Origin of the sequence: Dysosmobacter acutus (genome assembly GCF_018919205.1) — a bacterium.
Taxonomy (GTDB): Bacteria; Bacillota; Clostridia; order Oscillospirales; family Oscillospiraceae; genus Oscillibacter; species Oscillibacter acutus.
This window is the reverse complement of sequence record NZ_JAHLQN010000001.1, coordinates 285,371-308,339: the sequence shown is the minus strand read 5'-3', so window position 1 is coordinate 308,339 and position 22,969 is coordinate 285,371. Positions and strand designations below refer to the sequence as shown.

Sequence of the window (22,969 nt, the reverse complement as noted above, 5' to 3'; positions counted from 1 at the left end):
AAAGCCGGATCCAGTTGGATCCGGCTTTTTCGTTGACAATAAAATTTCGGAGGGAGGGTTAAATGGCAAAGGTGCTGATCGCGGGGATAAAGGTCAGCATCAGCAGTACGATCAGCATGGCAAAGATCATCGGCATAATCTTTTTGGCGATCCGCATAATGGGGACGTCGGAAATCGCGGAGGCAATAAAGAGGTTTGCGCCGTAGGGCGGAGTGATAAAGCCGATGCAGAGGTTCACCGTCATCACGATACCAAACTGGACGGGGGTCATGCCGTAGCTCTGGACCACGGGCAGAAAGATCGGGGTCAGAATCAGCATGGAGGAGATGTTGTCGATGAAGCAGCCCACAACCAGCAGGAAGAGGTTGATCATCAGCAGGACAAGGATTCTGTTGTCCAGGGCCGTGATCTTGGCGGCGATGGAGGCCGGAATCTGGGACATGGTCAGGAACCGGGCAAACCCCATGGAGAAACCCACAAGGAACATGGTCTGACCGTTTACCAGAACGGATTCGCGGATGGCGTCATAGATCGTGGCAAGGGTCAGCTCTCTGTAGGCGAAAGCGCCGATGATAAGCGTGTAGACGATGCCGACCACGGCGGATTCGGTGGGCGTGAAGATGCCGGCGTAGATACCGCCAAGGATGATGATGGGAACCATCAGGGCCAGCCAAGTCTCCTTAAGGGTGCGCCAGAGCTTCCCCAAAGAGAACTTTTTGGAGGCGTGGTTTTTCAAACCATACCCATTTTTGGAGACGGCTATGTAGTTGACGATCATCAGCGCAACGCCGATCAGGACGCCGGGGAGAATGCCCGCCTTGAACATATCGGAGATGGAGGTGTTGGCGACCACGCCGTAGATCACGAAGGGAATGCTGGGGGGAATGATGACGCCGATGGTGCCGGCCGCGGCGTTGATGGCGGTGGCATAGGCTCTGTCATAGCCCTCTTTTTCCATGGTGGGGATGGTCAGGGAGCCGATGGCGCTGACCGTGGCCGGGGAAGATCCGGACAGAGCGGCGAAAAACATGGAGGCAACAACGCTGACCATGCCCAGAGAACCCTTGATGTGGCCCACCAGCGCGTCGGCAAATTCAAGGATTTTTGTGGATAGTCCGCCGAATTTCATCAGATTGCCCGCAAGGATGAAAAAGGGGACGGCCAGCAGCGGGAAGGAGTCAAGCCCGCTGAAGCAGGCGGTGGCAATGGTGGTAATGCCAAGACTGGTCGTCGCAAGAAGGGTGATGACCGTGGAGGCGCCCAAAGCAACGGCCATGGGGGTTCCCAGCATCATAAAGAGGAAAAGGAGTGCAAACACCAGAATTGCTTTGAAAATCATGCGGCACCCTCCGTTCTATCTTTTTGTTTAAAGCTTCGCACGCTGTTTTGGATAAAGCGGAAGAGCATCAGCAGCATGCTCAAAGGGAGGGAGAACCATGCGATCCACATGGGCATATGGCTGCCGGTCGCAATCGATTTGCTGGTATAGACGGTGTAGGTGACCTTGCCGGACGTATAGAGCATAAAGAGCATCAACGCGATAAACAGAACGCCGGTAAAAATATCAGCAAGAACTTTCGTGGTGCCGGTAAACTTACTGGACAAAATATCAATTTTGATATTCTTGTTTTCTTTGGTAGAATAGGCGGCGCCAATCCAGACCAGCCAGATGAAAATATAACGGGCGATCTCTTCACTCCAGGCCAACGGGCTCTTGAACAAAAACCGGGTCAATACCTGCGCAAAAACGATGATCACTTCTGCAATCATCAGAAGAACCAGTAAGTATTCTTCCAGATGGTTGTTTAAGATCTTAAAAAGTTTCATTCTTGTGATTCACATCCTTTAATATGGCACTTGATGAGCTCTGTCTACTAAGGGCAAGGCAACGGAAATCCCGCTGCCTTCCCAAATAGTTTCTTCTAAATGCGGCAGTTTTCTGAGGACTACAGGAAAAAGAGCAATTACTTGTTATAGGAATCAGCCAGATCAAGCAGATCCTGGCCATAGAGCTCGGCGGCGGTGACCCAGACGGATTCCTTGGCCTTCTGCTGGAAGTCGGCCTTTGCCTCGTCGGACAGCTCGGTGACTTCCACGCCGTAATCCTTGATGTTCTGCAGCAGGCTCTCGTTCTGCTCGGTGATCATGTCGCGCTGGAGGGCGGTGGCGTTGGCGCCGGCCTCACGGATGGCCTCCTGATAGTCGGCGGGCAGGCTTTCAAGGAACGCCTTGGCAATGCAGAGTCCGGTGGACGTCCAGATGTGCTCGGAGACGGTCATGTACTTCTGAACTTCATGAATGTTGTTGTTCCAAATCATGGCGGTGGGATTCTCTTCACCGTCAACGGTGCCCTGCTGCATGGCGGTGTAGAGCTCGTTGAAGGCCATGGGGGTGGGCAGAGCGCCAAGGTAGGAGAAGTAAGCGACATGCAGATCGTTGGTCATGGTGCGATCTTCAGGCCCTTCAGGTCCTCTACGGAGGTGATGGGGCGCTTGGAGTTGGTCAGGTTACGGAATCCGACGTCGCACCAGCCCAAGTTGACGATACCCAGCTGGCTCTCAAGCTTCTCACTCAGAGTCTCGCCGAATTCACCGGCCATTGCGTTGTGGACGGCGTCGACGGAGGTGAACAGATAGGGCAGGCCGACGACCGCAAACTCAGGAATAAAGCCGGAGAGGATGGAGTCGTTCAGATATGCCATCTCAAGATCGCCCATCTGCATGGAGTTGACATTCTCCGTCAGGGAACCCAGCATGGAGTTGGGGTAGATCTCAACGGTGATGTTACCGTTGGATGCCGCCTCAAGGGGCGCTTTGAAGCATTCCTCAAGGACAATCTCAGAGGGGTGGATTTCGGAGGCGTCACTGGAAATACGGATTGTGATCTTATCGGTGGAGGTGATCTGCGTCTTGAGCGCGTACTCGCCAAGGTCCGCGCCGCCGGAAGAAGCGCCGCCGGAAGAGGCACCGCCGGATGAAGCGCTGCCGGAAGAGGATCCATTGCCACCGCAAGCGGAGAGAGAAGCAACCATGGCTAAGGCAAGAAACATTGCTGCAAATTTCTTCATATCGATTTCTCCATTCTTCGTTGTTTTAAAAGTTGGTGGGTCCTGTATTCAAAAATATGCTGCCACATATAGTTGATCAGCTGCGGGAGTATACGAGATTCCCGCCAAGATAGGTCTTCTCAACCTTGATGTCCTTGATCTTCATGGTGTCGATACCAAAGATATCGGCGTCCAGCACCACAAAGTCGGCCAGCTTGCCGGCCCTGATCGTCCCCTTGCTGTCTTCTTCAAAGGAGGCGTAAGCGGCGTTTCTGGTGTACATGGACAGGGCGTCATATACGCCGATGCGTTCATCGGGATGCCACCCGCCCTCGGGGTAACAGTCCAGATTCTTACGGTTGACCAGGGCGTAAACGCTCTCCATGGGGTCGTAGGACTCGCAGGGATTGTCGGAGCCGGCGGTCATGATGATTCCGGCGTCAAGCAGTTTTTTCCAGGCGAAAAGATACCTGCCCCGCTCGCCAAAGCCCACGCGGCTGTCCGCCCATTTGACATTGGTGGAAATAAACATGGGCTGGATATCCACGATGACCGGGAGTTTGCTGATCCGCTCCACGATGTCGGGATTGAGAATAGACATATGGATCATGCGGAAGCGGGGATCCGGCCGGGGATTTTCGTGGTATACTGTTTCAATGGCCGTGGTCAGCATCTCCGCCGCCCGGTCGCCGATGACGTGGGCGCCGACCTGCATGCCGCGCTCATAGCCGGCGCGGACACGGTCGGTCAACTCCTGCTGCGTATAGTTGGCGACGCCGGTGGTTGTGGGATCGTCGCTGTAGGGCTCCTTCATAAACGCGGTGCGGCCGCCCATGTTGCCATCCACATAGAGCTTATAAAAGCCGAACTTCAGCATATCGTCGCCCAGGCCTGTGCGGATGCAGCAGTTGGGCAGCTCGTCATAGCTGAGGTAGACGCGGGCGCTCAGCCGCCCCTCATCTTTCAGGGACTGATAGACATCCGTGTATTCCATCAAATCGCAGTGCCTGCCCTGGATAGCGTGGACGCCGGTGAGTCCATGCATGTTCAACTGCCGGCAGGCCTCTTCAACGGCATCCTTCTTCGCATCAAACGAGGCAAGCTTGTTGGGGATTTTGGCCAGGATATCCGCCGCGGCGGAATCGCACATCACGCCGGTGGGCTCGCCGTCGGGCCCGAATTCCACCGTACCCTCCACAGCGGGCCGGTAGTTTTTGTCGACGCCGCCCTTTTCAAGCCCCATGGAGTTGACGGAGAAAAAGTGCAGGCAGTAACGGGAGAGGATGACGGGATGGTCGGCGCAGACTTCATCCAGATCCTGACGGGTGGGCATGGCATTGCTGTCTTCAAATTTCTCATTGTCAAACCCCACGCCAAGAATCCACTCCCCTGCGGGAATGTTTTTTGCATACTCCTGAAGCATCTGCTTGAGCTGCCGCATGGACTTTGCGGGTTTCAGGTTCAGCTTGGTCAGACTGCTGGCGTAGGCAAAAAGGTGCTGGTGGGTATCGATCATGCCGGGAATTACCGTGGCCCCGTTGAGGTCAACAACTTCTCCGGCCAGTTTCCTGGCCTCGTCGTCATTGCCGCAATAAGTAAATTTTCCGTCCTGTACGACAAATGCGGTACAGGTGTCCCCTTCCGCCTCCATCGTGTAAATGCGGCCGTTGACATACGCAACAGGCAGTGGCATTGCAAACCCCCTCCTTACTGTTTTGTACATAATAGACAATTTTGATACTTCAAATTGTACATATTATATTTGATGTTTCTATCATAATTCGTTCTTCACAAAAAATACACAACCAATCGTCGGTTCTTAAACCAACCAATCTATATTTTTTGATAAACGGGAATGAAAAGCAGCGCTTGGTTGGCTCGCAGAGCTGAGTTTGGTTGTGGTAAAGGGTCTGTGAAACCACTATTATAAAAAGTATAAAATTCCGAAAGAATCACAAGGAATTTTCGTTATTTTAACCATCGGCATTTTGATATGCCGAGCAACTGATGGGAGGCTTTTATGGCAACTGCGTATGTCAATGGTAAGATTTACACCATGAAGTCCGAGAACGACGCCATGAGCGCGGTCGTTGTGGACAACGGAAAGTTCCTCTACTGCGGCAATGACGATGAAGCCCGGCGCATCGTTACCGAGGGAAAGGCCGCGGGCGCCTGGGAAACGGGCGAAATTGTTGACCTTGGAGGCAAATGCGTACTGCCTGGGTTCATCGACAACCATCAGCACGTACAGACCTATGCAAAGAACGCTTTGAAGGTTGACCTCTCCGACGCCACCTCCATTGTGGAGGTAAAGGAGCGCATCAGGGAGCGGATCGCAAGGGAGCCTGAAGGCAAGCTGATTCTTGGCTGTGCCTTTGACGACACCAGGTTTGACGAGAAGCGGCTCCCGACCCGCTGGGACCTGGATGAGGTTTCACCCAACAACCCTGTGCTCATTGGCCGTTACTGCACCCATATCAGCGTGGCAAACTCCCTGGCGCTGCAAAAATGCGGCATCAGCGAGGAGTCGGCGCTTACCGAAGGCTACGAGCGCGACGCGGAGCACAGGCTGACCGGCTGCATGCATGAGCGTGAGGCCGCTGAGATGGTCAACGTCATCAACGGCGGTGTCGATCTGAGCTATGAAGAACTGAAGGACATCATGGGCGAGGCCCTGCACAGATGCAACAGCTACGGCATTACCAGCATTCATCCGATCCAGGGGAAAATGTGCAATCTCTTTGAGAAAACCGATCTCTATCAGGATCTGTATGATGAAGGCCGCCTGAGCGCCCGAATCTATATGGGTGACGACGAACTTCCCGGATGCTCCATCCGAACCGGCCTGGGCGACGATATGATGAAGTACGGCTTCTATAAGATCTACACCGACGGCTCGCTTGGAGGCCACACCGCGCTGATGACCAGGCCCTATTATGACGTGCCCGAAACCTCCGGGACATGCCATTACAACCAGGAAGAGTTGGATGAGATGGTGAAGGCGGCATATGACCGGAACATTCAGATCGGCGTCCACGCCATTGGGGATCAAGCGGTCGAAATGACGCTGACGGCATTGAAAAAGGCCTATGAGGCCAATCCCCGGCCCTGGGACCAGATCCGCTTCCGCCTGATCCACTGCTCACTTATCAATCCGAAGATTATAGAGATGTTAAAGGAACTGCGTGTGATTATCGACATGCAGCCCGGCTACGTCTCCACCAACATCCATTGGAGCGACGACAGGGTGGGTCCGGACAGAGCGCCGTATCTTTTCGCATGGAAGACCCTGATGAATATGGGACTGACGCTTTGCGGCTCCTCTGACCACCCCTGTGAAAACCTCAATCCGCTGGTCGGCATCTACGCGGTGGAGACGCGCAGCGGCTATGATGGGTATCTGCCCAAGGGATGGCAGCCGCAGGAGCGGCTGAGCCGCTATGAGGCGGTCTGCCTCTATACCAAGAATGCCGCGTATTCTTCATTCGACGAGGACAAAAAGGGAACCATTGAAGTTGGAAAACTTGCAGATTTTACGGTATTTGATCAGGATGTGTTTGGCGTACAGGCGCCTGAGCTGCTGAAGATCAAGGTGGAAAAGACGTACCTTGGCGGCAGGGAAGTGTATTCCCGCTCTTAATTTCTGCGCCAAAGCGCGCAAGTCAATCATTATAGGAGGCTCTCAATGGAAATTCAGGATAAGTATCTGTCTCTGGAAGGCAAGGTAGCCATCATCACCGGCGCCGGCTCCGGCATCGGTCTGGCGGTTGCCAAGCTGTATGTCAAGTACGGCGCAAAGGTGGCCATGGTGGATATCAGCGACAAGTGCCAGGAGGAGGCGGACAAAATCGGCGACGCCGCCAAGTTCTTTAAGTGCAACGTGTCCAGCGAAGCGGACGTCAAGGCCACCGTGGAGGCGGTCAAGGCCGCCTTTGGCCGGATCGATATTCTGGTGAACAACGCCGGAATCATCGTGCGCAAGACCGTGCTGGACACCACGGAAGAGGAGTGGGACCGCTGTCTGGATATCGGACTGAAGGGCGTGTTCCTGTTCTCCAAGCATACGGTGCCCATCATGATCAAGCAGGGCGGCGGCGTGATCGTCAACACCGCCTCCGGCGCGGCCATCAAGGGCGTCCCCGATTCCGCGCCCTACAACGCCTATAAGGGCGGTGTGGCGGCTCTGACCCGCGGCATGGCCGTGGACTTCGGCAAGTACAACATCCGCGTCAACTGCGTCTGCCCCGGCGACATCATCACCCCCATGCTCATCAGCGAGGGCATCCAGACCGGCAAGATCACCACCGCCGATCCCAAGACCCCTGAGGAGAAGGAGGCCATGGAGAAGTTCCTTGAGTCCTGCGGCAGCTATCGTCCGCTGCGCCGGATCGCCACTGCCGAGCAGATCGCCTATACCTTCCTGTTCCTGGCCACCGACATGAGCGTTTACGCCACCGGCGGAAGCTTTGTGGTGGACGGCGGCCGCTGCAGCTGATTCATCCTGCATACAGCATCGGTTCTTAGACTTTGGAAAAGCGGAGCGTTATGCTCCGCTTTTCCGCATTTTCCGGCCGCCGTTGGCCTTTACAATGGGCCGGACGATCTGATATACTGAATAAACAGCGTGAAAAACAATCCTCTGAAATTTTGATCAGGGAAGAAGGGTGAGCGTGAAGACAAAAGGAATTCTTTACATTATTCTCTCCGGGGTGGTTTTCGGTATGATGCCCATCGGCGCCAAGGCCATTTATGCCAATGGGGGAAACTCCTATTTTTTGACGCTGATGCGCTTTACCCTCAGCCTTTTGCCCTTGTACCTTCTGGACCGGGCAGACCGCCGCCGCTGCGATACGGAGGAGAAGGTCCACATCGGCCGCCGCCGGATGGGCCAGATAGCGCTTTTGTCCGTTGGATTTACCGCCACGCCCGCGTTTCTCTTCCTCTCTTATAACTATATCTCCTCCGGGCTCTCCACCACGCTCCACTTTGTCTATCCCGTGCTGGTGCTGGTGGGATGCGCGCTGTTTTTCCGGGAAAAGATCAGCCGCAGGGAGCTGATCTGCTGCGTCCTTTGTATGGCGGGCGTGCTGTCCTTTTATACGCCCGGTGACAGCGGCAGTGCGTTCGGCGTGTTCATCGCGCTTCTGTCGGGGATCACCTATGCCCTCTATATCATCATCCTTGCCAAATCCGGATTGCAGGAGATGCTGCGGCCCTATCAGCTCCTGCTCTGGATTCAGGCGCCCGGCGCTGTGGCGCTGCTGGCGCTGAATTTAGCCATGGGCACTCTGCGGGCACACCTGACGCTGACGGGCTGGGCGCTGATCTGCCTTTTCACCATCGGCACCACCACGGCGACCATGTTCTTCCAGATTGGAACCAAATTATGCGGTCCGCAGCATGCGTCGCTTTTGAGCACCTTTGAACCGCTGACCAGTGTGGTAGCCGGCGTCGTGCTGCTCCACGAGGAAATGACCCTGCGCTCAGGCGTTGGGATTCTCTGCGTGCTGGCCTCCGTGCTGCTCCTTGCGTGGAAAAAGAGCGGAAAGGAAGAGACCGGCGGGATCGCTGAGGAGTCATCCGCCGGCGCCCCTGGAAAAGACGGGTAAAATTACACACAAAAAAGGGACGGACAATTTGTCCGTCCCTTTTTACGGTCCCTGTTTACTTGATAATCAGCGTTTTGCCGTCCATCTCTTGCGGGCACTGAAGACCCATCACATCAAGGATGGTGGGGGCGATGTCGGCCAGCCTTCCGCTGCGCAGCTCCGCGCCGGCGCCGCAGAGAATGAAGGGCACCGGGTTGGTGGAGTGAGCGGTCATGGGGCTGCCGTCGGACTGCTTCATCTGCTCGGCGTTGCCGTGGTCCGCGGTGACCATTGCGATGCCGCCCATCTTCAGCGTGGCGTTCACCACCCGGCCCACACACTCGTCCACAGTCTCCACCGCCTTGACCGCCGCGTCAAAGACGCCGGTATGGCCCACCATGTCGCAGTTGGCAAAATTGAGGATAATGACGTCATAGGCACCGGACTCAATCCGCTCCACACACTTGTCGCAGACCTCCACGGCACTCATCTCCGGCTGCATGTCATAGGTGGGCACCTTGGGAGAGGGCACCAGCACCCGGTCCTCTCCAGGGAAAACCGTTTCCACGCCGCCGTTGAAAAAGAAGGTGACATGGGCGTACTTCTCCGTTTCGGCAATGCGCAGCTGGGTCAGCCCCAACTTGCTCAGATACTCGCCCAGACCGTTTTCCACACGGATGCGGGGGAAGGCCACCTCCACGTTGGGCATGGAGGCGTCGTACTCGGTGTTGCACACAAAGGTCACGGGGAAATACTGATGGGTAAAGCCGTCAAACTCCGGGTCCACAAAGGCCCGGGTGATCTCTCGGGCCCGGTCGGGGCGGAAGTTGAAGAAAATAATGCTGTCGTTGTCGCCCACGCAGCCGTCGCTGTCGCAGACCACCGGCTCCACAAATTCGTCGGTGACGCCCTTTTCATAGGAGGCCTTCACCGCGGCAACGGGATCGGGGTTTGCAGCGGCGCCCTCGCCGTAGACCATGGCGTCATAGGCGGCTTCCAGCCGCTCCCAGCGCTTGTCGCGGTCCATGGCGTAGTAGCGGCCCATCACAGTGGCCACTTTGCCAACGCCGATCTCTGCGCACTTGCTGACGCACTCCTCCAAAAATCCTGCCCCGGAGGTGGGAGAGGTGTCGCGCCCATCCAGGAAGGCATGGATATAGACCTTCTCCAGACCCTTTTCCCTGGCCAGCTTCAAAAGGGCCCACAGGTGGTTCAGGTGGGAATGTACGCCGCCGGTGGAGAGCAGGCCGAACAGGTGCAGCGAGGTGCCCTTGCTGAGGCACTGGTCCATGGCGCGGAGATAGGCCTCGTTCTGAAAGAAGGAGCCGTCCTCAATGGAGCGGGTGATGCGGGGCAGGTCCTGGAAAACCACCCGGCCGCCGCCGATGTTGGTATGGCCCACTTCGCTGTTGCCCATCTGGCCTTCCGGCAGCCCCACATCCAGCCCGGAGGCGGAGAGGGTGGTGTGGGCGTATTCAGCGAACAGCTGGTCCAGGCAGGGGGTCTTGGCGGCGCGGATGGCATTGCCGTCCACGGCGTCGGACAGGCCGAACCCATCCATAATGATCAATGCGGTAGGTGTTTTATTCATGATTCCACTATCCTCATTCTGTCTGCAAAGGGCAGACTCCATCGAACTTGTTGGGAGCGCTCTTCAGATGCGCTTTGTTCAGACTGGATTGGTTACTCCTGGTTTGCAGCGTTGATGATATCCACAAACTTCTGGGGCACCAGGGCGGCGCCGCCGATCAGGCCGCCGTCCACGTCGGGCTGGGCCAGCAGTTCTGCCGCGTTGGAGGGATTCATGGAACCGCCGTACTGGATGGTGACACTGCGGGCCACCCGGGCGCCGTAGAGGGAGCGAATGGTGGCGCGGATGGCGGTGCAGACCTCAGCCGCCTGCTCGGCGGTGGCGGTTTTACCGGTGCCGATGGCCCAGATGGGCTCATAGGCGATGACGCACTTGCGCAGTTTGTCGGCGCTGACGCCCACCAGAGCGGACTTTACCTGCAGGGCGATCCAATCGGCGGTGACGCCCGCCTCACGCTGTTCCAGGGATTCACCCACGCAGATAATGGGCAGCAGGCCCGCGTCCAGAGCGGCGTGCACCTTGCGGCTGACGGTGGCGTCGGTCTCGCCGAAATACTGCCGCCGCTCGGAGTGGCCGATGATGACATATTTCACGCCCAGGTCCTTCAGCATGTCGGCGGACACCTCTCCGGTGTAAGCGCCGCTTTTTTCATAGTAGAGATTTTCCGCGCCGATGGACACCCGCATATCCTTGAAGGCACGGATCGCCGTGGAGATGTTGCAGGCAGGCACACAGACCACCACCTCGCACCACTTGGCCTTGGGCAGGATGGGCTTAAGCTCTTCGGCGAACTGCTTGGTTTCCGTGGCGGTCTTATTCATCTTCCAGTTGCCGGCGATGATAGTTTTACGATATCTGCGATTCATGAATTCTGATACTCCCTTATCTAATATGTGATGCGGCCCACACAGCCGCGAAGAGGATACAAATGAGAGACCGGTTCAATCCCGAGGCTTCCCGATCTTTGACGCGCCCGGGGACCGGAGCTCACCTGTCCAGCAGGCAGGCCACCCCGGGAAGCTCCTTGCCCTCCATGAACTCCAGGCTGGCTCCGCCGCCGGTGGAGATATGGGTCATTTTGTCGGCGTAGCCTAACTGCTGCACGGCGGCGGCGCTGTCTCCCCCGCCGATGATGGTGATGGCGCCGGTTTTGCTCAGCGCCTCGGCCACAGCCTCGGTGCCCCTTGCAAAGGCGGGGAACTCAAAGACGCCCATGGGGCCGTTCCAGATCACGGTGCCCGCGTCGGCCACAGCGCCGCAGTAGAGGGCGATGGTTTCGGGTCCAATGTCCAGGCCCTGCCAGCCGTCGGGAATCTCGCCGGCCTTCACCACCTGGCTTTTGGCGTCCGGGGCAAACTGATCGGCGCAGACTGTGTCCACGGGCAGCAACAGCCGGACGCCCTTGTCTGCTGCTTTCTGCACCATCTCGTTGGCGTAGCCCTCCCAGTCGGCCTCAAGCAGGCTCTCGCCCACCTTGCCGCCCTGGGCGGCGGAGAAGGTGTAGGCCATGCCGCCGCCGATGATGATGGTGTCCGCCAGCTCCAGCAGGTTGTTGATGACCCCAATCTTGGAGGACACCTTGCTGCCGCCCAAAATGGCCACCAGGGGACGCTTGGGGTTCTGCAGAGCGCCGCCGATAACCTCCAACTCCTTCTCAATCAAAAAGCCGGAGACGGCGGGCAGATACCCGGCCACACCGGCGGTGGAGGCGTGGGCCCGGTGGACGGCGCCGAAGGCGTCGGAGACATAGAGGTCCGCAAGAGAGGCCATGGCCTTTGCAAGAGCCGGGTCGTTCTTGGTTTCGCCGGGTTCAAAGCGGGTGTTTTCAAGGAGCATGATCTGACCGCCCTGCAAAGCGGCGGCCTTAGCCTGGGCGTCGGGCCCCACCACGTCGCCGGCCATGATGACCTCCCTGCCCAGCAGTTCGCTGAGCCGGGCGGCCACGGGCTTCAAAGAAAGCTCCGGCTTCACCTCGCCCTTGGGCTTACCCATGTGGGAGCAGGCGATCACCGCGGCTCCCTGGTCCAGCAGGTAGGTGATGGTGGGCAGAGCGGCCCGGATGCGCTTGTCGTCGGTGATGACGCCGCTGCCGTCCTTGGCCATGGGCACGTTGAAGTCGCACCGCAGCAGAACCTTCTTGCCGCGGACCTCCACGTCCCTGACCGTTTTTTTATTGTAGTTCATATAATGGTATCTCCTTTATGCGACAGGATGATTTGGAATCAGGATAAGCATAGTATGGCCGGAGAATCAGAAAATTTCCCCAAACTGAGCCGCTATCTGGCCATTTCCCCATGGTCCAGAAGACCGGGAAAGCCCATCTGGCGCAGCGCCTCATAGGCGCACACGGCCACCGTGTTGGAGAGGTTCAGGCTCCGGGCCTCGGAAACCATGGGCAGACGGACGCACCGGGCGGCATATGCCTCCCGGAAGTCCTGGGGCAGCCCCGCGGTCTCCTTGCCGAAAAAGAGCCAGCACCCGTCGGTGAAGACGGCCTCGCTGTACGGCCGGGGCGCCTTGGTGGTGGTCAGGTAGAGATTGTCGGCCGCCTCCGGATGAAGCCGGAACAGCGCATCTAAGTTTTCATAGACCGACACATCCACCAGATGCCAGTAGTCCAGGCCGGCCCGGCGCACAGCCCGCTCGGAGATGTCAAAGCCCAGGGGCTCAATGAGATGCAGATGGCTGCCGGTGGCCGCACAGGTGCGGGCGATATTGCCGCAGTTTTGCGGGATTTCCGGCTCCACCAGAACAATATGCAGCATAGAACGACCTCCGTCCAGATGAACGCACCCTATTGTAATGCATTCCAATCGCAAATTCAACTGTAAAGTGAGAATTTTATCAGAAATTCAAAAGAAATCACAACAATTTTACAGCTCTGTCTGAAAAAACAACATAAAATGACAAAATTTCATGCTTCCCATTTGGAAGAGGATGGACCGTGTATCAAAAACCGTTCAATCTATCCAAAAACCAGGGGGAAAATTCTATTATTTATTTTATCCCAACCACTGGATTTTCCCTTTTTGTTTGTTATAATGTGGATAAGACTTGACGACAGGAGGGATTTCCTATGAATCAGACACGAGCAGTTCTCTTTTTGCCTGATGAAGCCTCCTGTGAGGGAGTGGTCCGGCCGCTGATGCTGCAATCCGTTTTATTTTGTCCCCTTTTGACTTGGGTGGGCAAGACATTGATGGCGCGCAGTATCCAGCGGTTTTTTGTTGTCTGGGACAAAGAGGAGTACGCCGCGGAGCTGCGCGGATGCTTCCCGGCGGAGGCGGATGTCCTGGTCTCCGGCAGCCGTGAGGCGCTGATGGACTTTTTATCCCAGGAGGGAGAGGTGGAGGTTTTCCCCTGTGAGATGCTTCCTTTGCAGCTGCCGGGCGGGAGCTGCTACGCCTATACCGCACAGGCATCGGCTCTGCGCGAAAGCTGGAGGGAAGGCAGCGGCGGCGCCGTCCCCGGCGCCCGGGAGCTTACAGGGTTTACCGCTGTGTATGACCTTCCGCGCCTGCGTGAGATGGAGCTTTCCTGCCGGGACGAGATTGTACGGCGCCATGCGGCCGCCGGCGTCCACATTCTGGACGGCTCCTCTGTGTACATCGACCCCCGGGTGGAGATTGGAGCGGGCACGGTGGTGCTGCCGGGCACCATTTTGCGGGGAGAGACGACAATCGGCCGGGACTGCGAGATCGGCCCCAACGCCATGATCCGGGACTGCACGGTGGGAGATGGGACCACCGTCAACGCCTCCCAGGCCAACGAAAGCACCATCGGCAGCCGGGTGAAGGTGGGGCCCTTCGCCTATATCCGCCCGGGCTGCGTCATCGGCGACGACATCAAGGTGGGCGATTTTGTGGAGGTGAAGAACTCCGTCATCGGCGACGGCACCAAGATCTCCCACCTGACCTATGTGGGAGACAGCGACGTGGGCCAAAAGGTCAACTTCGGCTGCGGCACCGTGACCACCAATTATGACGGGTTCAAAAAATACCGCTGCACCATCGGCGACCGTGCGTTTATCGGCTGCAACACCAACCTCATCGCACCGGTGACGGTGGGCGAAGGCGCCTACACCGCGGCGGGCAGCACCATCACCGACGAGGTGCCGGCCGACGCGCTGGCGGTGGCCAGGGCGCGGCAGAAGAACCTGGAGGGCTGGGCCGCCCGGCGGCGGGCGCTCCACGCGGAGAAGAAAGACTGAAAAATAACGATAGATAACAGAAAGAGGGCGCTTAAAATGATTGCACACGGCAAAGATATCAAGGTGTTCACAGGCAATGCGAACCACAAGCTGGCGGAGGAAGTCTGCAAAATCATGGGCACCAAGTTGGGCGAGTCTGAGGTTGGGACATTTTCCGACGGTGAGATTTTCGTCTCGCTGTATGAGACTGTCCGAGGCTCCGACGTATTCGTCATCCAGTCCACCTGCAATCCGGTGAACCGGAACCTGATGGAGCTGCTCATCATGATCGACGCGCTTAAGCGGGCCAGCGCCGGACGCATCACCGCGGTGATGCCCTACTACGGCTACGCCCGTCAGGACCGCAAGGCCAAGGCCCGTGATCCCATCACCGCCAAGCTTGTGGCCAATATGGTCACCGCCGCCGGCGCGGACCGGGTGCTGACCATGGACCTGCACGCCTCCCAGATTCAGGGCTTTTTTGATATCCCCGTGGATAACCTGGCCGGCAACCCCATTTTTGTGGACTACTATGCCAAGAAGTTTGGCTCCCAGTGCGAGGACATGATGGTGGTCTCCCCCGACGTGGGTTCCGTGGCCCGGGCCCGCGCCTTTGCCCAGAAGCTCCATATGTCCCTGGCCATTGTGGATAAGCGCCGCCAGAAGGCCAACTCCTGCGAGGTCATGAACGTCATCGGCGACGTGGAGGGCAAGGACTGCATCATTTTCGACGACATGGTGGATACCGGCGGATCCCTGTGCAATGCCGCCAAGGCGCTGATCGACATCGGCCACGCCAAGAGCGTCCATGCCTGCGCCTCCCACGGCGTCCTCTCCGGCCCCGCCATCGAGCGGATCAACAACAGCGTGATCACCGAGCTTGCCCTGCTGGACACCATCCCCCCCATTGCCGAGGGTGCCAGCGAGAAGATCAAGTACCTCACCGTGGCCCCCATGTTTGCCGAGGCCATTGAGCGCACCTACCAGGAGATTTCCATCTCCAAGCTGTTCCGCTAAAACAAACGGATAAAAGCGGGGCGGGGGGCTTCCCCTGCCCCGCCCTTACACTTTTCTGGAAAGGGATACTTTATGTTTGGAAAACCCTCCGGCGTGGAGTGGATCATCGCATGCCTTGGAAATCCGGGCAGCGAGTACGCCAATACCCGCCACAACATGGGCTTCCTCACCGCCGATCTGATTGCGGAGCGGGAGCATGTCAAGATCAACAAGATCAAGTTCAAGTCCGCCTGTAACATCTTCTCCTTCGGTGGCGCCAAGGTGCTGCTGATGAAGCCCCAGACCTATATGAACCTCTCCGGCGAGGCGGTTGTGGAGGCGGTGAAGTTTTATAAGGTGCCCCTGGACCACCTGCTGGTGATCTTCGACGACATCTACCTGCCGGTTGGGAAAATACGCATCCGGCCCTCCGGCAGCGCGGGCGGCCACAACGGCATCAAAAACATCATTGCCCACCTGGGCAGCGACCAGTTCCCCCGAATCAAGATCGGCGTGGGCTCCCCCACCAATCCGGACTACGACATGGCCGACTGGGTGACGGGCACACCAAGCATGGCCGAGCGAAAAATTCTTCTGAATTCCTTTGCCCGGGCGGCTGACGCGGCGGAGGCCATCTGCTCCGGCGAGGAGCTGCGCAAGGCCATGGGGCGCTTCAACTGAAAGAACATGGTTCGCCTTGACAGCGGGCGTATACTATAAATCAGGATGAATTCGGAGGCACACCCCTCCCCGCAAGGGGCGGAGTGCGCCCCTATGCGCGTATAATTGGCAAATTTTAACAAATTAAGACAAGGAGGCCGATATGGAGGCCCTGACAAACGCACTGCTGAAAATTCCGGAGATCGAGGAGCTTGCCCGGCGGATTGAGGGCGGCCGCTGTCCGGTGGCGGTATCCGGAACGGCCCCGGTGCACCGGTCTCAGATTTCCGCGTCCCTGGCCCAGCGCCTCAGCCGGCCGTTGGTGATGGTCTGCGGCGATGAAAAAGAGGCCCTCAGGCTGTGTCTGGACCTGAAGACGCTGATGGGACGGGAGCCGCTGCGGCTGCTCAGCCGCGACTTCCAGCTTACCTCCGCCGCTTTCTCCCGCAGTTGGGAGCACCGGCGCCTGGCCGCCCTCTACGCGCTTGCAAGGGGCGGGGAGGGCGTGGTGGTGGCCACGGTGGACGCTCTGATGCAGCGCTCCATTCCCCGGGAGGTGCTGTTGAACGCGGCCTTTACGGTGAAGGTGGGCGGCCGGGCGGACCCCCAGGCCCTGGCGGAGAAGCTGACCGCGGCGGGCTATACCCGCTCCGACCAGGTGGAGGGCGCCGGACAGTTTGCCCTCCGCGGAGGCATTCTGGATGTGTTCTCCCCCATGATGGATCGGCCGGTGCGCTGCGAGTTTTTCGATGATGAGATCGACTCCTGCGGGCTGTTTGACACAGCCACCCAGCGCCGGATCAAGAATGTGAAGTCCGCCCTGATCCTTCCGGCCTCGGAATTTCTCCCCGCCTACGGGGAAGGGGGCATCTCCGCGCTGGTAAAGGCGCTGGAGGCCCAGGCGGCCAAGGCGGAGAAAAAGCATGAAAAGCTGGCCCAGGCGCTCCGCGCCGACGCGGAGCGCCTGAGCGACGGCGCCATGCCCGACGGGCCGGACCGGTATCTGTCGGCGCTGTATGGGAAGGTGACGTCAGGGGCAGACTACCTGCCGCCGGACGCGCTGGTGTGCATCAGCGAAAGCGCCCGTGTGGACGAGGCCGCCAAAGGCAGGGCGCTCCAGTGCAAGCAGGACACGGAGACGCTGCTCTCCGCCGGCGTGCTGGCCGGGGAGTGGAGCAAGCTCTATCTGAGCCCGGAGGAGCTGTTTGCCCAGCTGGAGGAGTTCCCCACCATGATGATGGACGCGCTGCCCACCTCCCGCTATCCCATGCGGCCCAGGGGCCTTTTGTCCATCTCCGCCAAGCAGCTCAGCTCCTATGGCGGCAGCCTGGAGACGGCTGTGTCCGACATGGCCCACTACCGCTCCACCGGCAGCGGCGTGCTGGTGTTCTGCGGCAGCGAGACCCGGTGCAAAAACCTTCAGCGGCTGCTGGAGGAGCGGGATATCCCCCCCGTACTGGACCTGGAGGGGACGGGGGAGGTAGAGCCGGGGCAGGTGCGCGTCACCTTAGGCGCCCTTTCCGCCGGCGCCGAATATCCCCAGCTCCGCCTGGCTATTCTGACGGAGGGCCAGCTGATGGCCCCGGAGCGGAAAAAGCAGCGGGTGAAGAAGGAGGATTCCAACCGCCAGAAGATCCAGTCCTACACCGACCTCTCCCCCGGCGACCTGGTGGTCCACGTCCACCACGGCGTGGGGCGGTTCGTGGGCATGCAGCGCATGCCTGTGGACGGTGTGGAAAAGGATTATATCAAGATCGCCTACGCCGGCGGCGACTGCCTCTATGTCCCGGCCACTCAGTTAGACCAGGTGAGCAAGTACATCGGCGGCGGTGAGGACACGGAGCGGCAAAAGCTCAACAAGTTGGGTGGCACCGAGTGGGCCAGGCAGAAGAGCAGGGCCAAGGCGGCGGCCAAGGACCTGGCCAAGGGCCTCATCGCCCTCTATGCCGAGCGGCAGAAGCGGCCCGGCTTCGCCTTCTCTCCCGACTCCCCCTGGCAGCAGGAGTTTGAGGAGTCTTTTGACTACGCGGAGACTGACGACCAGCTGCGCTGCATCGCGGAGATCAAGGCGGACATGGAGCGACCCCGGCCCATGGACCGGCTGCTGTGCGGCGATGTGGGCTACGGCAAGACGGAGGTGGCGCTGCGGGCGGTGATGAAGTGCGTCTTGGACGGCAAGCAGGCCGCCATCCTGGTGCCCACCACGGTCCTGGCCCAGCAGCACTACGCCACGGCGGTCAGCCGCTTTCGCAACTTCCCGGTGAAAATTGAGGTGCTCTCCCGGTTTCAGACCGGCCGGGTGAGCAAGCAGGTCCTCCAGGACGCAAGGGACGGCAGCGTGGACCTTCTGATCGGAACCCACCGGCTGCTGCAGAAAAACATCGCCTTCAAGGACCTGGGCCTTCTCATTATCGACGAGGAGCAGCGCTTCGGCGTCACCCACAAGGAGCGGCTCAAGGAGATGAGCAAGCAGGTGGATGTGCTGACCCTGACGGCAACGCCCATCCCAAGGACGCTGAACATGGCCCTCTCCGGCATCCGGGACATGAGCACCATCGAGGAGCCGCCCATGGACCGCCAGCCGGTACAGACCTATGTGCTGGAACACGACTGGGCGGTGGTGGAGGACGCCATGCGCCGGGAGCTGGCCCGGGGCGGACAGGTCTACTACCTCCACAACCGGGTGGAGTCCATCGACGCCGCCGCCTCCCGCATCCGCAAGATGTTAGGTGAGGACGCCCGGGTGGTAGTGGGCCACGGAAAGATGAGCGAGCAGGAGCTCTCCGACGTGATGCAGCAGATGGTGGACGGCTCCGCCGACGTGCTGGTATGCACCACAATCATTGAAACAGGCATTGATATTCCAAACGTGAATACACTTGTGATAGAGGACGCGGACCGGATGGGCCTGGCCCAGCTCCACCAGATCCGTGGCCGCATCGGCCGCAGCTCCCGCCGGGCCTACGCCTATCTCACCTACCGCCGGGGCAAGATCCTGACGGAGACGGCCTCCAAGCGCCTCAGCGCCATTCGGGAGTACGTGGAATTCGGCTCCGGCTTCAAGATCGCCATGCGGGACCTGGAGATCCGCGGCGCCGGCAACCTGCTGGGCCCGGAGCAGTCCGGGTATATGATGAGCGTGGGCTATGACATGTACCTGAAGCTGCTTGAGGAGGCGGTGCTGGAGGAGCAGGGCCGGGAGAAGGCCGTAGAGACCGAGTGCTCCGCTGATCTGACCATTTCCGCCAACATCCCGGAGTACTATGTGCCCTCACCGGAGCAGCGGATGGACCTCTACCGCCGCATCGCGGCCATCCGCAGCGCCGAGGATTCGTCGGACCTTCTGGACGAGATGATGGACCGCTACGGTGATCCTCCCAAACCGGTGCTGGCGCTGCTGGATGTGGCGCTGCTGCGCTCCGCCGCGGCCAGAGCCGGCGTGGCCGACATCTCCCAAAAGGGAGAGCGTCTGGTGCTGGCGCTTGCAAACTTCCGGCCGGAGGCCATCAGCGCCGTATGCTCCATGCCCAAATACCGCCGCAGCCTGACCCTCTCCGCCGGGGAGACCCCAGCCCTCAGCCTCCGCCTCGCTCCAAAGGCCGACGTGCTGCAGTGTGCCCTGGACCTGGTGGAGGAGCTTCGTTTGGCGGATACAAAGGAGAACGAAAATGGATGAACAAAAGAACGAACCCGTAAGGGAGGAGACCACGGCGCGCCGGCTGTGGAAGAACTACGGCTACTTGGTGGTGACTGCGGCTGTGGTCATCGTGCTGTTCCGGGTGATTCTGGCGCTGGCCTATGTGCCCACCGGCTCCATGGAGCCCACGCTGCCCACCCACTCCATGTTCCTTGGCGTGCGGCTGCCCTATGTGGTGGGCGACCCTCTGCCGGAGCGGGGCGACATCGTGATGTTCCGCAGCGAGGAGCTGGATGAGGTCATGGTCAAGCGGGTGATCGGCGTGCCCGGCGACACCATCGCCTTTGACGGCGGCGCCGTGGTGCGCAACGGCGAGAAGATAGAGGAGGAGTACCTTGTGGATGGGGTACAGACCTATCCCGCGGTGGAGGGGGCGGAATTCACCGTGCCGGAGGGCTGCGTCTTCCTCTTGGGCGACAACCGGGAGAGCTCCCTGGACAGCCGCTGGTGGGGCAACCCCTATATCCCCTTGTCCGCCATTCAGGCCAGGGCGCTGGTAAGCCTGTCCCTGCTGCCGAAAAATACCTGGATCGGCGTCCGGACGCTGTCATAGTGCGGTCTGTCCGCGCCGGAGTGATCTGGAAGGAGCGGAATCAACCATATGAAACGATTTCTGGCCGCGGCGTGCGCGTTGGCGGCGGTTTGCCTGACGGCCTGCGGAGCCTCCGGAGGCGGTACGGTTAAAGAAGGGCTGTACTACGACGCCTCCGGCATCTGCCCCGACGCGGTGCTGCTGACGGTCAACGGACAGGATGTGGCGGCGCAGCGGTATTTTTACTGGCTGACCTACACCTGCGACTATGCGGCCCAGGCCCTGGGCGATGGTCTGGACTGGAGCGAGGAGCGGGAGAGCGGTACGCTTGCGGACTACGTAAAAGAGGAGGCCCTGCGCCGCACAGCCCTCTACGCCGTGGTGGAGCAGTGGGCCCGCCAGGCGGGATGCGGGTTGACGGCTGAGGACCAAACCGCCATCGACGGCCAGTTTGCGGCCAACGCCCAGCAATACGGCGGCGAGGAGCAATACCTTACCCGGCTGGCTTCCATGGGTCTGGACCGGGAGAGCGCCGACTCCCTCAGCGCGGACTACTATCTCTACGGCCACCTGAAAGAGGCTTATCCCACCTCGTCGCTCTGCCCCGAGGGCAGCAGTCTGGAGGAGTATAAGGCCCGCTGCGCCACTGTCAGCTGGTGCGCCGTGCCCGCCGCGGCGGGAAAGAGCGCCCGGGCCAGGGCCGACGAGATCGCCGCGTCCGTCAACGGCGGCAGGCCCTTTGCAGAGGCCACCGCCGCTCTGGGCGGCGAGAGCGCCCAGAGCGTCACGCTGACGCCGGAGGACGCGCTGTGTGCCCAGGCGGCTGCGATCGCGGAGGGGAGCTGCGGCGCGGCGGAGACGGCGGAGGGAGTCTTTGTGCTGCTGCGCCAGCCCCTGGAGGAATCGGCGGCGGCCGGGGCCTTTTTTGATGAGGCGCTGAGCCGGGCCGCGGAAGAGGCGGAGATCACCTATGCCGACACCTGGGACACCATTGACGCCGCCTCCTACTATGAAAAGGTGACCGCCCTTCGGGAAAAGCTGTAAACGGTCCCCCTGGTTTTCGTCAAGTTGACGAAAACCAGGGGGTATTTGTCAATTATTTAACAAAATTTGAGGGGAGGACCAACACGCCCTTGACGGGAAAAGGATTCTTCTGTATAATAGCCACTGTAAGAGTTTGATAATAATTTAACAAAAGTAATCGTATACCTGAAGGAAAACCGCAAGAAACAGCATGAAATTCCCGTCAGACGGTTTGAAACGACACGGCAACTGTGATACACTGGCTCTAATAGCACTGGTACGCTTTGATACCGGATGAATTTTTAAAAATGGAGGACAATCATGAAAGATCTGTATGTTGTCAACTGCTGCAGAACCGCAATTGGTTCCTTTGGCGGCGCACTGAAGAACACCCCTGCCGCCGATTTGGGCGCCATCGTGGTGAAAGAAGCGCTGAACCGCGCCGGCGTCAGCCCTGAGCAGGTGGACGAGGTGATGTTTGGCTGCATCCTGACCGCCGCCCAGGGACAGAACGTGGCCCGCCAGGTGGCCATCAAGGCCGGCGTCCCTTACAGCGTTCCCGCCTACACGGTGGGCATGGTCTGCGGCTCCGGTATGAAGTCCGTTATCGAGGGCGCCCGCTCCATCCTGGCCGGTGACTCCGACGTGGTGGTCTGCGGCGGCACCGAGAACATGAGCGCCGCTCCCTTTGCCTCCATGGACGCCCGCTGGGGCGCCCGCATGGGCGACAAGAAGCTTGTGGACACCATGATCAAGGACGGCCTGTGGGACGCTTACAACAACTATCACATGGGCACCACCGCTGAGAACATCTGCGACATCTGGGGCATCACCCGCCAGGAGTTGGATGAGTTTGCCGCCTCCTCCCAGCAGAAGACCGAGGCCGCCCAGAAGGCAGGCCGGTTTGACGATGAAATCGTCGCGGTCCCCGTGAAGGTCAAGAAGGAGATCGTGGACTTCAAGGTGGATGAGTTCCCCCGGGCCGGCGTCACCGCCGAGGGCATTGCCAAGCTGAAGGGCGCCTTCCCCATCGGCCCCGAGTCTCCCAACCCCCAGGTGGTCCATACCTTTGAGCCCACCGGCGTGCAGGATGCCGCCGACAAGGGCACCCAGCGCGTCACCGCTGCCAACGCCTCCGGCATCAACGACGGCGCCGCCGCCATCGTGCTGGCCTCCGGCGAGGCTGTGGAGAAGTACGGTTTGAAGCCCATGGCCAAGTTAGTTGGCTGGGGCCAGGGCGGTGTGGATCCCAAGATCATGGGCGTGGGCCCTGTCCCCGCCTCCCGTCAGGCCATGGCCAAGGCCGGCGTGACCATCGAGGACATCGACCTGGTGGAGGCCAACGAGGCCTTTGCCGCCCAGTCTGTTGCCGTGGCCCGCGAGCTGCACTTTGACATGAGCAAGGTCAATGTCAACGGCGGCGCCATCTCCCTGGGCCACCCTGTGGGCGCCTCCGGCGCACGCATCATTGTCACGCTGCTCCACGAGATGCAGAAGCGTCCCGAGGCCAAGAAGGGTCTGGCCACGCTGTGCATCGGCGGCGGAATGGGCGTTGCCACTGTGTTTGAAAAGTGCTGATTGCTTCACCCTGAAAAAGAGGCGTCCGGCTTAAGCCGGACGCCTCTTTTGGCCGTAAAGCACCAATTA

Annotated in this window: 17 protein-coding genes and 1 pseudogene; 10 read left to right on the top strand and 8 right to left on the bottom strand. The window is 59.4% G+C overall.

Translation table 11 applies throughout. The annotated features are described in order from the left end of the window. Positions 1-58: 58 nt before the first annotated feature. The 4 genes and pseudogenes from KQI82_RS01420 to KQI82_RS01400 form a co-directional block, all read right to left on the bottom strand. The gene (locus KQI82_RS01420; protein WP_216557675.1) at positions 59-1,339 is read right to left on the bottom strand and encodes a TRAP transporter large permease; all 1,281 of its coding nucleotides are present in this window, start codon (positions 1,337-1,339) and stop codon (positions 59-61) included. After that, complete coding sequence (locus KQI82_RS01415) at positions 1,336-1,827, bottom strand: TRAP transporter small permease (RefSeq protein WP_216557672.1); 492 nt, start codon at positions 1,825-1,827, stop codon at positions 1,336-1,338. Before KQI82_RS01415 ends, KQI82_RS01420 begins: the two co-directional genes overlap by 4 nt. A gap of 137 nt (positions 1,828-1,964) precedes the next feature. Beyond that, a pseudogene (locus KQI82_RS15540) lies at positions 1,965-3,031 on the bottom strand (TRAP transporter substrate-binding protein). Between the two features lie 112 nt (positions 3,032-3,143). Continuing rightward, a complete protein-coding gene (locus tag KQI82_RS01400) occupies positions 3,144-4,739 on the bottom strand; it encodes an amidohydrolase (protein WP_216557662.1) in 1,596 nt (531 codons plus the stop codon). 327 nt (positions 4,740-5,066) lie between these two features. Between KQI82_RS01400 and KQI82_RS01395 the strand changes: the two genes are divergently transcribed. The 3 genes from KQI82_RS01395 (at position 5,067) to KQI82_RS15835 (ending at position 8,655) form a co-directional block, all read left to right on the top strand. Next, positions 5,067-6,686 (top strand): amidohydrolase, encoded by a 1,620-nt coding sequence (locus KQI82_RS01395; protein WP_216557660.1) that lies wholly within the window; start codon positions 5,067-5,069, stop codon positions 6,684-6,686. Between the two features lie 45 nt (positions 6,687-6,731). Beyond that, a complete protein-coding gene (locus KQI82_RS01390; RefSeq protein WP_216557657.1) occupies positions 6,732-7,541 on the top strand; it encodes an SDR family NAD(P)-dependent oxidoreductase in 810 nt (269 codons plus the stop codon). A gap of 175 nt (positions 7,542-7,716) precedes the next feature. Next, complete coding sequence (locus KQI82_RS15835) at positions 7,717-8,655, top strand: DMT family transporter (RefSeq protein WP_216557654.1); 939 nt, start codon at positions 7,717-7,719, stop codon at positions 8,653-8,655. A 55-nt stretch (positions 8,656-8,710) separates the two neighbouring features. Here the strand turns inward: KQI82_RS15835 and gpmI are convergent, their stop codons facing one another. The 4 genes from gpmI to KQI82_RS01365 form a co-directional block, all read right to left on the bottom strand. Continuing rightward, a complete protein-coding gene (gene gpmI / locus KQI82_RS01380) occupies positions 8,711-10,225 on the bottom strand; it encodes a 2,3-bisphosphoglycerate-independent phosphoglycerate mutase (protein ID WP_216557651.1) in 1,515 nt (504 codons plus the stop codon). A 92-nt stretch (positions 10,226-10,317) separates the two neighbouring features. Beyond that, entirely contained in the window at positions 10,318-11,091 is a 774-nt protein-coding gene (gene tpiA, locus KQI82_RS01375; RefSeq protein WP_216557648.1) for a triose-phosphate isomerase, read from the bottom strand. Between the two features lie 121 nt (positions 11,092-11,212). Beyond that, positions 11,213-12,409 (bottom strand): phosphoglycerate kinase, encoded by a 1,197-nt coding sequence (locus tag KQI82_RS01370; RefSeq protein ID WP_216557645.1) that lies wholly within the window; start codon positions 12,407-12,409, stop codon positions 11,213-11,215. A 92-nt stretch (positions 12,410-12,501) separates the two neighbouring features. Continuing rightward, positions 12,502-12,990, bottom strand: coding sequence for a tRNA (cytidine(34)-2'-O)-methyltransferase (locus KQI82_RS01365; protein ID WP_216557643.1), 489 nt, complete (start codon positions 12,988-12,990; stop codon positions 12,502-12,504). 311 nt (positions 12,991-13,301) lie between these two features. On the opposite strand from KQI82_RS01365, the gene KQI82_RS01360 reads away from it, so the two are divergent. From KQI82_RS01360 to KQI82_RS01330, 7 genes are all read left to right on the top strand, one after another. After that, positions 13,302-14,435: a GlgC family sugar phosphate nucleotidyltransferase gene (locus tag KQI82_RS01360; RefSeq protein ID WP_216557641.1), complete on the top strand. Its 1,134-nt coding sequence runs from the start codon at positions 13,302-13,304 to the stop codon at positions 14,433-14,435. A gap of 36 nt (positions 14,436-14,471) precedes the next feature. After that, on the top strand, positions 14,472-15,431 hold the full coding sequence (locus tag KQI82_RS01355; RefSeq protein ID WP_216557638.1) for a ribose-phosphate pyrophosphokinase: 960 nt from the start codon (positions 14,472-14,474) through the stop codon (positions 15,429-15,431). A gap of 72 nt (positions 15,432-15,503) precedes the next feature. Further along, entirely contained in the window at positions 15,504-16,091 is a 588-nt protein-coding gene (gene pth / locus KQI82_RS01350; protein WP_216557634.1) for an aminoacyl-tRNA hydrolase, read from the top strand. A gap of 142 nt (positions 16,092-16,233) precedes the next feature. Then, positions 16,234-19,746, top strand: coding sequence for a transcription-repair coupling factor (gene mfd / locus KQI82_RS01345; protein WP_216557631.1), 3,513 nt, complete (start codon positions 16,234-16,236; stop codon positions 19,744-19,746). Then, positions 19,739-20,320 (top strand): signal peptidase I, encoded by a 582-nt coding sequence (lepB, locus tag KQI82_RS01340; RefSeq protein WP_216557628.1) that lies wholly within the window; start codon positions 19,739-19,741, stop codon positions 20,318-20,320. The genes mfd and lepB overlap by 8 nt, the downstream gene beginning before the upstream one ends. A gap of 48 nt (positions 20,321-20,368) precedes the next feature. Then, the gene (locus KQI82_RS01335; RefSeq protein WP_216557625.1) at positions 20,369-21,343 is read left to right on the top strand and encodes a hypothetical protein; all 975 of its coding nucleotides are present in this window, start codon (positions 20,369-20,371) and stop codon (positions 21,341-21,343) included. A 300-nt stretch (positions 21,344-21,643) separates the two neighbouring features. Continuing rightward, on the top strand, positions 21,644-22,900 hold the full coding sequence (locus KQI82_RS01330) for an acetyl-CoA C-acetyltransferase (protein ID WP_216557622.1): 1,257 nt from the start codon (positions 21,644-21,646) through the stop codon (positions 22,898-22,900). Positions 22,901-22,969 lie beyond the last annotated feature (69 nt).